This window comes from Kitasatospora sp. NPDC001660, from assembly GCF_053596725.1.
Window position 1 is genome coordinate 60,796 of record NZ_JBSFGU010000028.1, and the last position, 13,149, is coordinate 73,944.

Genomic DNA, 13,149 nt, shown 5'->3' on the forward strand with positions numbered 1-13,149 from the left:
CGGCCGCCCGGCCGATTCATCCCCGCCACCGCCGCCCGCCCCGAAACGGAAACACGGTGGCAACAGCGCGCAATCCCAGCAAACCCGGCAATCTCACCCCTGCAACGGCCGGAACAGGCCCTCCTGCACCACGGACACCACCAGCCGCCCGTTCCGGTCGAAGATCTGCCCGCGGGCGAGCCCGCGCGCGCCGTGGGCGATCGGGGACTCCTGCTGGTAGAGCAGCCAGTCATCGGTCCGGAACGGACGGTGGAACCACATCGCGTGGTCCAGCGAGGCCATGTCGAAGTGCCGGGTGCCCCAGAGCGGCTCGACGGGCGCGCGCACGGCGTCCAGCAGCGTCATGTCGCTCGCGTATGTCAGGGCGCAGACGTGTATCAGCGGGTCGTCGGGCAGGGCGCCGTTCGTCCGCAGCCAGACGCCGCTGCGCGCCTCGACGTCCGTCAGCTCCTCCTTCGTCCAGCGCAGACGGTCGACGTAACGGATGTCGAAGGGCTGGCGGCGGCTGATGAACGGGGGCAGTTCGCCGAGCCGGGAGCCGACCTCCTCCAGGGCGCTGGGCAGTTCCTCGGGGGCGGGGACGCCCGGCATGGGGTGCTGGTGCTCGATGCCGCCCTCCTCGGCGAGGTGGAAGTCGGCGGTGAGGGCGAAGATCGAGCGGCCGCCCTGGATGGCGAGCACCCGGCGGGTGGTGAAGGAGCGGCCGTCGCGGATCCGGTCGACCTGGTAGACGATCGGCACGCCGGGCACCCCGGGGCGCAGGAAGTAGGCGTGCAGCGAGTGGACCGGCCGGTCGCCGTCGACCGTGCGCCCCGCCGCGACCAGCGCCTGCCCGGCGACCTGGCCGCCGAACGTCCGCTGCAGCGCCTCCTCGGGGCTTCGGCCGCGGAAGATGTTCAGCTCGATCTGCTCCAGGTCGAGCAGATCGACGAGGTCGTCGACGGGGGTACCCATGGCTTCGCTTCCTCTCCGGGCCCGCAGCCCGGGCGGAGGTCTTCCGTCCGGCTGCCGGAGCCCGTTCTCTCGAATTCTCCAGCTCACTCGAATTCTCCGGCGACCGGTGGAATTCCCGCTCCCCGGTCCGAAGCCCCCGATTCACTCGAACGAGTGCCCGATCGACGACCCGGCGACGCGACGACCCGACGACCCGACGACCGATCCGACCGCTGCTGCACCACGCCCCCCCGCCCCCACCCCGCCCTACTCCAACCCCGACTGCCGCACGGTGATGTTGAGCCGCCCCACCAGCCCCAACGCCGGATCCGCCGTCCCCGCCAGCGTCCGCACCACCCCGTGGTAGGCGAACCGGGCCGGACCACCGAAGACGAGCAGATCGCCGCTGCGCAGCTCCAGGTCGGTCCACGGACGGGTCCGGGTCTCGGTGTTCCCCAGCCGGAAGACGCAGGTGTCGCCGAGCGAGAGCGAGACGACGGGCGCGTCCGTCCGCTCGTCGCGGTCCTGGTGGAGGCCCATTTTGGCGCCGTGCGCGTAGTGGTTGACGATCGCGATGTCCGGCGCGTACGACGCGGCGCCCGCGACCTCCCCGGCCCGGTCCCCGTACGCGTCCGTCACCGCCCGCCGGGCGAGGTCCCCGAGGAGCGGCGGGAACGGCTTGACCGGCGCGCCGTCGTCGGCGGTCCGCCGGTACCCGTACGGGAACCAGTGCCAGCCGAGGCTCACCATCCGGACGGACATCACCCCGCCGGTCGGCATCCGGACGGTGTGCAGGCCGGCCGAGCCACGGGCCCAGTCCCGGCAGGCGGCGACGAGCCGCAGCTGGGCGCTGGCGTCCAGCCAGCCGGGGAGGAGGACGGCACCGGGCGCCGGCTCGGAGCGCTCGCGCGGGGCGGAGGGCTCCGACGGGTCACCGAACAGCTCGCCCTGGATCACCCCCCCATCCTCGCGCATCGCCGGGCGGAGATCCCGGTCGGGCGGACGCCAGCCCATCAGCCCCGGTTTCCGCGCATTCCGGCCACGTCTCCCGCCCGGCACCAGCACTGCCACGACCGGCAGCACCAGGACCGGAAAAGCCACCGCATCGCCCCCCCGACACGCCGGATACGCCGACGGCCGCTCCCCCGCGCAGCGGAGAAGCGGCCGTAGCGATGAGCGACACGACACCTGCCTCAAGGGCAACCGGCGTCAAGGGACGCGGACGATGTCAGGCGACGTCAGACGCTCAGGACCTGGCCCGGGAAGATCAGGTTCGGGTTGCCACCCACGACCTTGGCGTTGTTCTTGTACAGGTCGTGCCAGTCGACGCCCTGCGCGGCGGCGATGGAGCTCAGCGTGTCACCGGACTTGACGGTGTAGCTGCCGCTCTTGGCCGGGCCGACCGGCGCGACGGGCTTGGCGTCGCTCGAACGGTTCCAGGACTGCGCGCCCTTGTCGGCCTTCGGAGCGGCCTTCGGAGCGGCCGTCGCGACGTCGGCCTTCGGAGCCTGAGCCGGCTTCGCGGCCGGGACGGCAGGCTTCGCGGCGGTCGCGCCGGCGGAGGTGTCGACGGAGGCCGGGGCGCCGCCCTTGGTCAGGCCGGCCTTGACGGAGCACACGGGCCAGGCGCCCGGGCCCTGCGAGGCGAGGACCTTCTCGGCGACGGCGATCTGCTGCGCCTTGGTGGCCTGGTTGGCCTGCGCGGCGTAGGCGGTGCCGCCGTACGCGGCCCAGGTGCTGGAGGTGAACTGCAGGCCGCCGTAGAAGCCGTTGCCCGTGTTGATGGCCCAGTTGCCGCCGCTCTCGCACTGGGCGACGGCGTCCCAGGTGGAGACGGGGGCGGCGGAGGCCGAGGTGGCCGTGACGAGGCCGGCCACCGGCAGGGCCGCGACGGCGGCGCCCGCGACGACCGCCAGGCGCACGCGGTTGCGCGTGGTGGCGGTGGAGGTGGTGGCAGCGGCGGTCTCGTGACGGAAGGTCATGGGGTTCCTCTCGACAGCCCCGGGCGGGCATGCGGAACCAGGCCCTGGAAGGGGCCGCGTTCGTTGCCGCGTCCGTCGGACGGCCGTGCACGTGTCGGACGTGCCGCTGCCGCCCCGGCCACCCAGCCGCTCGCCGACGACCTGTTCGAGCGATCGCGTCGGCGGGCACGTGCCGCTGCCGGTACCGGACCGGCGGGCTGTGCGTCGGGGGTGAACCCGGGTGGCGCTCGTTGCGCCGCCCAAGAAGCTACGAGCCGGTCGGTGAGGAAACCAAAACCCGAGCGGTCTACCCAGCTCACACAAGGGTTACCAGCGGTAACAGGGACACAATTACGCCCGAATTGCCCGGTTTGGTCGTCAATTCCAAGATCAAATACCGCAGCCGCGTGACCCACCTCACGGCTTCATTTCGGCAGGCCCGCCCACGACATCGACACATTGCGACCACTTGGACACGCGCTGCGGTCGGATCCGGGGCAATTCCCGTCAGCCTCGACGCCCACCCGTGACGCCTGACACAGGGGTCCGTTGGTAATGGCGACCTCCCCGTAACCGCAACCCAGACCCACCAGACCCACCCGAGGAGACCCTGTGCCGCGCATGCTCACCGTCAGCGACGAGGTCCGGTCCGAGATCGGCGACGACGAGGCCGACCGCCTCCTCGGCGGCGACCGCGCACCCGACAGCTACGAGTGCACCTCCTGCCGCACCCCCGGCGACACACACTCGGACCCCACCAGCACAGTGCTGTTCGTGGGCGACGAAACCGCCGTGCTCGCCTTCGCCCACGCCCGCTGCATCCCGTCCCAGGTGGTGCCGGTGTCAGAGGAGCAACTCGCCGGCGCCGTCCGCAGCATCAACCAGGTCCAGACCGACGCCCCGGCCTTCCCCGCCGCCGCCACACCCGCCCCGTCCACCCCGTCCGCCGCGCCTGCCGTACCGACGACGGACACCCCGGTCCTCGCGGCCCCGGGTACCGACGGCCGGCCCACCTCCCCCGGCCAGGTCGCCATCCTCGGCATCACCTGCGGCCTGGTGCTGCACGGCAAGGTCGGACACGCATCGCTCGTGGTCGAGCCGACCGGGCCGGTCGGCCGCCCGGGCAACACCTCCGGCGAGGACGAGTTCCTCGACCTGCTCCAGGACGCCGGCTTCCAGCCCGTCGCCGACCTCGACGAGACACCCGACCAACTCCCGGGCTGGTCGGTCCTGGTGGCCATGGGCAAGCTGCACGCGATCCTGCAGCCCGCGGCGGCCGGCGGCAGCACCGGCTGGTGGCAGGCGCACCAGCCGCTCCAGGTGACCGACGCGTGGCGACTGGCCGCGAGCCAGCTCTCCGAGGTGACGATGTACGCCGTTCCGGCCGGCATGATCGGCCGCCAGCCGCGCGAGGACCTGCTCCGCCAGGCGCTCGAGCGCGCGGTGTCGCTGGGCCAGGTGGTCGCGGCCTCCCTCCCGCTCGCCGGTACCTGAGCCGTACCGCCGCGCCACGCCCACACGCCACTCAACGCCGCGACCACCCGGCGCCGCACACACCACTCGGCGCCACCACCATCGGCGCCGCGACCACCCGGCGCCACGACCACCCCACGGCTCGCCCGGCCGGAAGGCGGCTCTCCGATCGGCTTAGGCCACCTTCCGGCCGGGCCCCCGTGCCCCGCATCCCCGGAGGCTCTCGCTCGTTGGCCCTTTTGTGTACAGCTACGACGTCTCCGAGGCCCCCGGCCGGACCGCCACCGCCCCCCGCTCGATCCCGGGCATGCGCCCGTCGTACGACGCGGAGCACCCCCACTCGACGACGCCGATCTACGACGAGCTGTACTCCGAGTACCGGCGGCTCTTCCGCGCGCTGCCGGGCGACCGCTCGGGCGAGGAGGACCTGAAGTTCACCGGCTTCGCGATCCGCGACAACTACCCGATGCCGGTGGACCCACGGTCGTACCCGGCGCAGCAGCAGGCGTTCCACACCTATGAGGGCCAGACGGCGGGCCTGCCGCAGTTCATTCCGGCCCAGCAGGCGAACCCGCACCCCGCCAACCCCACCAGCGACGGCTACGGCCAGGCCACGCACCACGCGACCGGACACCACCCGGCGGAACACCACACCACCGGCCAGCACCCGACCGGGCACCACGCCACCGGCCACCATCCGGCTGGGCACCACGTCACCACCCACCACGCCCCGAACGGCCACCAGGCCTCGCCCGCACCGCAGTTCACCAACGGCCAGGGCTGGGTGGCCGCCGGCTACCTCGGCGCGGCGGGCATGATCCCCCACCCGATGCCCGCGCCGCCCCCGGTCCCGTCCCCGATGATGGGCACGGCCCCGTCCGCCGCCGGACGCCACCGCCAGATGCTGTCCCTCCCCCCTGGCCGCATGGGCAACCACCACTGAACTCCGACGAGCGCTGGACTGCGACCACCACTGACCCGCACAGCAGCACACGCGCAGAACGCACACAACGACCGAGGGCCCCGCCGCCGAAGCGACGAGGCCCTCACCCGTACTCACCTGCATCCGCACCTACACATAGGCGCTACTTCTTCTTGCGCTTCTCCCGCACGCGCACCGAGATCGAGATCGGCGTCCCGACGAAGCCGAACTCCTCGCGCAGCCGGCGCTCGATGAAGCGCCGGTAGCCCGCCTCCAGGAAGCCCGAGGCGAACAGCACGAAGCGCGGCGGACGGGTGCCCGCCTGGGTGCCGAACAGGATGCGCGGCTGCTTGCCGCCGCGGATCGGGTGCGGGTGGGCGGCCACGAGCTCGCCGAGGAAGGCGTTCAGCCGGGCGGTCGGGATGCGGGTCTCCCAGCCGTCCAGCGCGGTCTCGATCGCCGGGACGAGCTTCTCCATGTGCCGGCCGGTCTTGGCCGAGACGTTGACGCGCGGGGCCCACTGCACCTGGACGAGGTCGCGCTCGATCTCGCGCTCCAGGTAGTAGCGGCGCTCCTCGTCGAGCTGGTCCCACTTGTTGTAGGCGATGACGACGGCGCGCCCGGCCTCGACGGCCATCGAGATGATGCGGGTGTCCTGCTCGGCCAGGGTCTCGCTGGCGTCGATCAGGACGACCGCGACCTCGGCCTTCTCCAGTGCGGAGGCGGTGCGCAGCGACGCGTAGAAGTCGGCGCCGGCGGTCAGGTGGACCCTGCGCCGAATACCGGCGGTGTCGACGAACTTCCAGGTCTTGCCGCCGAGTTCGATCATCTCGTCGACCGGGTCGCGGGTGGTGCCGGCCAGCTCGTTGACGACCACCCGGTCCTCGCCGGCGACCTTGTTGAGCAGGCTGGACTTGCCGACGTTCGGGCGGCCGATCAGCGCGACGCGGCGCGGGCCGCCGGGGGCGGCGTCGCCGAAGGTCTGCGGCGGGGCCTCGGGCAGGGCGGCCATGACGGCGTCGAGCAGGTCGCCCGAGCCGCGGCCGTGCAGCGCCGAGACGGGGTACGGCTCGCCCAGGCCGAGCGACCACAGGTAGGCGGCCTCGGCCTCGGTGGACGGGCCGTCGACCTTGTTGGCGCACAGGACGGTCGGCTTGCCGGCCCGGCGGATGATCTTGATCAGGGCCTCGTCGGTGTCGGTGGCACCGACAGTGGCGTCCACGACGAACAGCACCGCGTCGGCCTGCTCGATGCCCAGCTCGGCCTGGGCGGCCACCATGGCGTCGATGCCGAGGACGTCGATCTCCCAGCCGCCGGTGTCGACGACCTTGAAGCGGCGGCCGTTCCAGCTGGCCTCGTAGGTGACCCGGTCGCGGGTGACGCCCGGCTTGTCCTCGACGACGGCCTCGCGGCGGCCGATGATGCGGTTCACCAGGGTCGACTTGCCGACGTTCGGGCGGCCGACGACGGCCAGCACCGGCAGCCGGACGTGCTCGGCGGCGTCGAGGCCGTCCACGTCGTCGAGGTCGAAGCCCTCTTCGGCGGCGAGGGCCATGAACTCGGCGTACTCGGCGTCGTCCAGCTCACCGTGGCCGGTGGTGGCGTGCTCTGCGGTCATGTTCGTCTGTTCCGTTTCCCGGCCCGGCCCTTCCCAGGGGCGCGCCGTGCGTACCTGCCCCGCTCGGGGCAGCGCGAGTACTTCTCCTGCGGCACCTCGGCGGCGCCGCAGCTCGTTGGGGTCCCCCGGAGCCGGAGCTCGGCGGATCACCGGTGCAGAAAAGCGGTGGTCACACCGACGACAGGCCGGCCCGCTCCTCCACCAGCGCGGCGATCCGCTCGATCACCTGCTCCAGCGTGAGGTCACTGGTGTCCACCAGGACCGCGTCGGCGGCCTGGGTCAGCGGAGCCGTCTTCCGGGAGGAGTCGGCGGCGTCCCGGCGGGCGAGGTCGGCGGCCATCGCGGTGATGGTCGACTCGTCGACGCCCTTGGCCCGCAGCTCGGCCGCCCGGCGCTCGGCGCGGGCCGTCTCGGAGGCGGTCAGGAAGATCTTGACGGTGGCGTCCGGGAACACCACGGTCCCCATGTCCCGGCCCTCCGCGACGATGCCGCGCTCGGCGACCTCGGCGCAGCCGCGCTGCAACTCGACCAGCTGGGAGCGCACCGCCGGCACCGCGGACACGGCGCTGACCCGCGCCGTCACCTCGGGGCCGCGGATCGGCCCGGACACGTCCTGCCCGTCCACCGTGATGGTGGGCCCGTCGGCGTCCGTCCCCGACACGATCACCGGCTTGCCGCACGCGACGGCCACGGCCTCCGCATCGTCGGTGTCGACGTCGTTGGCCAGCATCCACCAGGTCATCGCCCGGTACATGGCACCGGTGTCCAGGAAGCTCAGGCCCAGCCGGGCGGCGACGGCGCGCGAGACGGTCGACTTGCCGGAACCGGAGGGTCCGTCGATGGCGACGACGACCGGGGCGTGCGACGCTCGGTCGGCAGTGTCCACGGGGTCGAACCTCTCTCTGAGCATGGGACCCGGAGCCTGGACAGCCATTGAACAGGCACACGACCGGGGATTGTCTCCCTCAAGGTTAATGGACCGCCGCCGGACCCCGTCCCGCCCGACCCCTCCCCGCCCGCGCCGGGCCCCGGCGGCCCTCAGTCCCGCACACTCCACCCGCTCGCCCGCAGCGCCGCCGTCAGCGGCTTCACGGCCGTCGGGGCGACGGACAACTGCACGAAGCCGACCTGCTGCCCGTCCGAGTGCTCGATGGCGACGTCCTCGATGTTGACCCCGGCCGCGCCGACCTCGCCGAACAGCCGGCCCAGCTCACCGGGCTGGTCACCGAGCACGACCGACACCGTCTCGTACCGGGTGGGCGGCGCGCCGTGCTTGCCGGGGATCCGGGCCTGCCCGGTGTTGCCGCGCCGCATGACGGCCTCGATGCCGACCGCACCCGAGCGGCGCTCGCCCTCCTCGGCGGCCTCCAGGGCGCGCAGCGCGGTGACGGTGTCGCCGAGGTCCGCGGCGACCTCCTCCAGGATGTCGGCGACCGCGCCCGCGTTGGCGGAGAGGATGTCGACCCACATGCCGGGGTTGGAGGCGGCGATCCGGGTGACGTCCCGGACGCCCTGTCCGGAGAGCCTTATCGCCGTCTCGTCCGCGTGCTCCAGCCGGGCGGCGACCAGCGAGGACACCAGCTGCGGGGCGTGCGACACCAGGGCGACCGCCCGGTCGTGCGCGGCGGCGTCCATCACGATCGGCATCGCGCCGCACAGCGCGACGAGCTCCAGCGCGGCGTTGAGCGTCTCGGTGTCGGTGTCGGCGGTGGGGGTGAGCACCCAGGGGCGGCCCTCGAAGAGGTCGGCGCGGGCGGCCAGCGGGCCGGAGCGCTCGCGGCCGGCCATCGGGTGGCTGCCGATGTAGTGGACGGTGTCGCAGCCGAGCGCGGTGATCTCGGCACGCGGGCCGGCCTTGACGCTCGCGACGTCGGTGTACCAGCGGGCCAGGTTGCGGCGCTGGCAGTCGGCGAGCACCTTGCCGACCAGCGTCGGCGGGACGGCGATGACCGCGAGGTCGACGGGGCCGTCGGCCGGCTCGGTGGTGCCCGCGCCGAGCGAGGCGGCCGTGCGGGCGGCGTCCGGGTCGGCGTCCTCCAGGTGGACGGTCAGCCCGCGGCCGGTCAGGGCGAGGGCGGCGGAGGTGCCGATCAGTCCGGTGCCGACGACGACGGCAGTGCGCATGGCGGGTCGTTCTCCTTCACGGGACTGGCCGACGGGCCGGGGTGTACTCGCCCCATCCTCTCGCATCCACCCCGTCCCCACGCCCACCACCCACCGCCCCACGGCCACGGAGAACCGCCGACGCGCCGCCCCCGTCCCAGAGATTGCACACGCCAACGCACGGGCGAAATCCGGGGACGCCCGCACGGAGGCGCGGCAGACTGGCCGCCCGAGGCAGGCACCGTCGGCGCAGGCGGCAGGACGCGAACGAAGGGGTTGCGCATGGACGATCAGCACAGCGGCGAGGCGGGGCGGCGGAAACCACCGGCCGTGCCGGCGCACCCGTCGGTCCTCGACTCGGTCGTGGTGTACGCCGAGGGCGCGGTCTGCCGCCGCCGGGCCACCGTGCCCGTCCCGCCCGGCGGCCGGCTGCGGCTGACCGGCCTGCCCCGCACGCTGGACGGCCGCTCGCTGCGCGCCCGGGTGCTCGGTGGACCGGCCGGCACCGCCGTCACCGAGGCCCGCGTGGAGCAGCTCGCCGAGATCCGCGACGAATCGGAACTCCCGGCGCTGCGCCACGAGTTGGACGATGCCAGGGAGCGTCTGGGCGCGCTCGTCGAGCGCCACCGCCTGGTCCTCGCGTCGATCGCCGAGACAAGCGCGCTGCGCGCCGTGCCGCCGCAGCGGCGGCGGCCCGACGAAGTCCTGCGCCGCACCCCCGCCGACGCGTGGCTGGAGCTGGCCGAGTTCGTCGACGAGCGCATGGCCGGGCTCCAGACGCGCGCCGAGCAGCTCACCCGGGAGATCGAACTCGCCGACCACGAGTGCGAGTTGATCAGAGACCGGCTGGAGCGCGGGTCCACCGCCGGCCCGTCCCGGCCCGTGGAGACGGCCACCACCGTCCTGCTCACCCTCGCCGTCACCGCCCCGGACACCGCCCCGGACACCGCCCCGGACCGGACAACCGCCGAACCCGCCCGCCTTGAGATCGAGCTGGAGTACGGCGTCGCCGCCGCCCGCTGGGTCCCCGCCTACCGCCTGTCCTACCGGCAGGGCTCCGACACCGGCCGCCTCGTCCTGCGCGCCTCCGTCGCCCAGCACACCGGCGAGGACTGGACGGGCGTGCGCCTCGCGCTCTCCACCGCCGACCTCGACCGCCGCACCGACCTGCCCAGGCTGCGCTCGCTGCGGATCGGCCGCAGCCAGCCCGCGCCGCCACCGTCCGGCTGGCGCGAGCCCCCGGGCGGCCTGTCCGACCTGTTCACCGGCTACGACGCGGCCGACGACCTCCCCGGCCGGCCCCGGCCCCGCCAGGGCGCGCTGCCCGTCTCGGCGCCGATGCCCCAGCCCGTGGCGGAGCCCCGGCAGCGCCGCCCGCTCCCGGCCGGGTCCCGCCCGGCCGGGAGCGGGCGCCCCGGCGGTGGCCCGATCGGCGCGGGCGGCGCGGTCAGCCGCGGCGGCACCCTGGACGCCGCCGACGGCGAGTACCCGTTCCCGTCGCCGCCGCCCCCGCCCCCGCACGTCGCCGGCTTCGCGGGCTACGGCGGTGCACCGGCCCCCCAAGCCGCACCCGCATCCGCATCCGCCGCACAGTCCCTGCCGCCCGACGCCATGAAACGCGTGGCCCACCGCCAGAGCTACGGCGCGCCCGGGTCCCAGGACGCCGGCCACACCGCCCCCGCCACCCCCACCGGCCCCACCCCCGACGCCGCCCTGCTCGACTATCCCGAGCTCGTCCTCGCCGGCCCCGACGAACCCGCCGCCCGCCGCGGCACCCTCCACCCGCCCACCACCGCCCGCACGACCGGCCCCGGCCTCGGGCGGCTGCGCGGTCTCCGCCTCCCCCAGCACGCCGTGGCACCGCGCGTCTCGGCCGGCTCCTTCGACCACCGCTTCGACGCCGCCGCCCCCGCCGACATCCCGTCCGACGGCACCTGGCACACCGTCACGGTGGACGAGATCCCGCTGTCCGTCCGCCCCGAGTACGTCACCGTCCCGGCCGTCGAGGAGAAGGTGTACGCGACGCTCGTCCTCGCCAACCGCACCGACCGCGCCGTCCTGGCCGGCCCGGTCGAGGTCACCGTCGACGACGAGTTCCTGCTGACCGCCGCCCTGCCCACCCTCGCGCCCGGCGGCGTGCGGCGCCTGGGCATCGGCGTCACCGAGAGCATCGAGGTGGCGCGCCGCACCGAGCTGCACGAGGCCGCCGCGGGCAAGCTGAGCATGCTGAACAACAGCACCCTGCTCGACCACCGGGTGCACGTCGAACTGGTGAACCGGCTCGGCCGCGCCGTCACCGTCGAGGTCCGCGAGCGCGTGCCGGTCACCTCCGACGCCGAGATCCGGATCGAGGAGCGCGCCGACTGGCACGCCCCGACGGTCCCGACCCCGCAGTGCCCGACCAGCACCCGGCTCTGGCGGGTCGAACTGCCCCCGGGCGGGCGGGCCGAGCTCGACGGCGGCTACCAGATCAAGATCCCGGCCGGAAAGGCCATCGTCGGCGGAAACCGGAGGAACTGAGAATGACCGGAACCACCCCCCTCCCCGTCACCCCCCTCCCCGTCACCGCCGTCACCTGCCTGGAGGACCGCAGCCACGTCGAGCGTACGGCGACGGTCGACCTCGCCGCGGGTGTCCAGCGCGTGCGCCTCGGCCCGCTCACCGCGCTCGCCGTCGACCGCACCCTCCGCGCGGAGACCAGCACGCCCGGCACCCGAATCCTGGACGCCCGCCTGGTGCGCAGCTGGACCCCGCACGCCCCGCAGCCGCCGGGCCCGGACGATTCCGAACTGCGCCACCGGCTGCACGAACTGGACGTCGAGACCCGCCTGACCGACCAGACCCGCACCCGCCTGGAGGCCCGGCTGGCCCTGCTCGCCCAGCTCGCCGCCGACCTCCTGCGCGAGGTCGGCGAGGGCGTCGGCGTCGGCGAGGTCGAACGCGCCCGCTGGACCCGCGAGCTGGAGCGGGTGGACGCCGAGCGCGAGCGCCACGGCGAGGAACTGCGCGCCGCCCACTCCCGGCTGCGCCGCCTGGAGGAGGAGCGCTCACAGGCCCTGACCGCCCTCGACGAGGCCGAGGAGGAGCCCGCGGAGCTGGTGGCCCACCTCGACCTCACCGTCGAGGCGGCCTCGAACGGCCCCACCACCCTGACCGTCACCCACCTGGTGCCGTGCGCGCTCTGGCGCCCGTCCTACCGCGCCACCCTCGCCGACGGGAGCCTGCGCCTGGAGTCGGAGGCCGTGGTCTGGCAGCGCACCGGCGAGGACTGGACCGGCGCGAGGCTCACCTTCTCCACCGCCCGCTCCGCCCTCGCCACCGATCCGCCCGCGATCGCCGAGGACGTCCTGATGCTGCGCGAGCGCACCACCGAGGAACGCCGCACGGTCGAGGTCGAGCTGCGCGAGGAGACCGTCAGCACGCTCGCCCCGGACGCCGCCGTGCCGGGCGTGGACGACGGCGGCGAGGTCCGGGTGCTGCCCGCGCCCGCCCCGGCCACCGTGCCGTCCGACGGCCGGGCGCACCGGGTGCCGCTGGGCGGCTTCCGCGCGCCGGCGAGCAGCGAGTACGCGTGCGCGCCGGAACTGTCCCCGCTGGTCACCCAGGTGGTCCGGTTCCGCAACGCGGCGGGGCACCCGCTGCTGGCCGGCCCGGTCGAGCTGGTCCGCGGAAGCGGCTTCACCGGCCGGGGCGAACTGCGCTTCACCGCGGCCGGCGCCGACGCCGAGCTGGCGTTCGGCAGCTCGGACGGCTACCGGGTGGTCCGCGAGACCGAGGAGCGGCAGGCCAGCGCCGGGATCACCGGCCGCCGGACGACCACGCGGACGGTCCGGCTGCACCTGTCCCGGTTCTCCGGCCCGGAGGAGCGGGACGAGCAGGTCGTCACGGTCCGCGAGCGGGTGCCGGTCTCGGAGGTGTCGGCGGTGGAGGTGCGGCTGCGCAAGGAGGAGTGCACCCCGGCGCCGGACGCCTTCGACGCCGAGGGCATCGTCCGCTGGGACGTGCCGCTCGGCCCGGGCGCCCGCCGCACGGTCACGCTGGTGTACGAGATCGCGGCCTCCGCCAAGGTGGCCGGGCTCTGACCTCCCGAGCGCGCCGGACTCCGACGCGCTCGTGACGGCCGCTCAGGACCAACCGGA

Annotated in this window: 10 protein-coding genes; 4 read left to right on the forward strand and 6 right to left on the reverse strand. The window is 74.3% G+C overall.

What is annotated here, in order from left to right; translation table 11 throughout:
* Positions 1-93: 93 nt before the first annotated feature.
* From ACWCXH_RS26445 to ACWCXH_RS26455, 3 genes are all read right to left on the reverse strand, one after another.
* Positions 94-954 carry an acyl-CoA thioesterase gene (locus ACWCXH_RS26445; RefSeq protein WP_449803959.1) on the reverse strand — a complete coding sequence of 287 codons (861 nt, stop codon included), beginning with the start codon at positions 952-954 and terminating at the stop codon, positions 94-96.
* A gap of 246 nt (positions 955-1,200) precedes the next feature.
* On the reverse strand, positions 1,201-1,887 hold the full coding sequence (locus ACWCXH_RS26450) for an alpha-ketoglutarate-dependent dioxygenase AlkB family protein (RefSeq protein ID WP_449803989.1): 687 nt from the start codon (positions 1,885-1,887) through the stop codon (positions 1,201-1,203).
* A 284-nt stretch (positions 1,888-2,171) separates the two neighbouring features.
* Positions 2,172-2,915: a transglycosylase family protein gene (locus ACWCXH_RS26455; RefSeq protein ID WP_449803960.1), complete on the reverse strand. Its 744-nt coding sequence runs from the start codon at positions 2,913-2,915 to the stop codon at positions 2,172-2,174.
* A gap of 591 nt (positions 2,916-3,506) precedes the next feature.
* Between ACWCXH_RS26455 and ACWCXH_RS26460 the strand changes: the two genes are divergently transcribed.
* On the forward strand, positions 3,507-4,388 hold the full coding sequence (locus tag ACWCXH_RS26460; RefSeq protein ID WP_449803961.1) for a hypothetical protein: 882 nt from the start codon (positions 3,507-3,509) through the stop codon (positions 4,386-4,388).
* A 220-nt stretch (positions 4,389-4,608) separates the two neighbouring features.
* Positions 4,609-5,310 carry a hypothetical protein gene (locus tag ACWCXH_RS26465; RefSeq protein WP_449803962.1) on the forward strand — a complete coding sequence of 234 codons (702 nt, stop codon included), beginning with the start codon at positions 4,609-4,611 and terminating at the stop codon, positions 5,308-5,310.
* A 142-nt stretch (positions 5,311-5,452) separates the two neighbouring features.
* Here the strand turns inward: ACWCXH_RS26465 and der are convergent, their stop codons facing one another.
* The 3 genes from der to ACWCXH_RS26480 all read right to left on the reverse strand — a co-directional run bounded on the left by der (position 5,453) and on the right by ACWCXH_RS26480 (position 9,031).
* Positions 5,453-6,907 (reverse strand): ribosome biogenesis GTPase Der, encoded by a 1,455-nt coding sequence (gene der, locus ACWCXH_RS26470; protein WP_449803963.1) that lies wholly within the window; start codon positions 6,905-6,907, stop codon positions 5,453-5,455.
* 169 nt (positions 6,908-7,076) lie between these two features.
* Positions 7,077-7,793, reverse strand: a complete 717-nt coding sequence (gene cmk / locus ACWCXH_RS26475; RefSeq protein ID WP_449803964.1) for a (d)CMP kinase — start codon at positions 7,791-7,793, stop codon at positions 7,077-7,079.
* Between the two features lie 152 nt (positions 7,794-7,945).
* Positions 7,946-9,031 (reverse strand): prephenate dehydrogenase, encoded by a 1,086-nt coding sequence (locus ACWCXH_RS26480; protein WP_449803965.1) that lies wholly within the window; start codon positions 9,029-9,031, stop codon positions 7,946-7,948.
* A gap of 261 nt (positions 9,032-9,292) precedes the next feature.
* Here ACWCXH_RS26480 and ACWCXH_RS26485 point away from each other — a divergent pair, with 261 nt between their 5' ends.
* Together ACWCXH_RS26485 and ACWCXH_RS26490 are read left to right on the forward strand one after the other, a co-directional pair.
* Positions 9,293-11,530: a DUF4139 domain-containing protein gene (locus ACWCXH_RS26485; RefSeq protein ID WP_449803966.1), complete on the forward strand. Its 2,238-nt coding sequence runs from the start codon at positions 9,293-9,295 to the stop codon at positions 11,528-11,530.
* A gap of 2 nt (positions 11,531-11,532) precedes the next feature.
* The gene (locus ACWCXH_RS26490; protein ID WP_449803967.1) at positions 11,533-13,092 is read left to right on the forward strand and encodes a DUF4139 domain-containing protein; all 1,560 of its coding nucleotides are present in this window, start codon (positions 11,533-11,535) and stop codon (positions 13,090-13,092) included.
* The last annotated feature ends 57 nt before the right edge of the window (positions 13,093-13,149 follow it).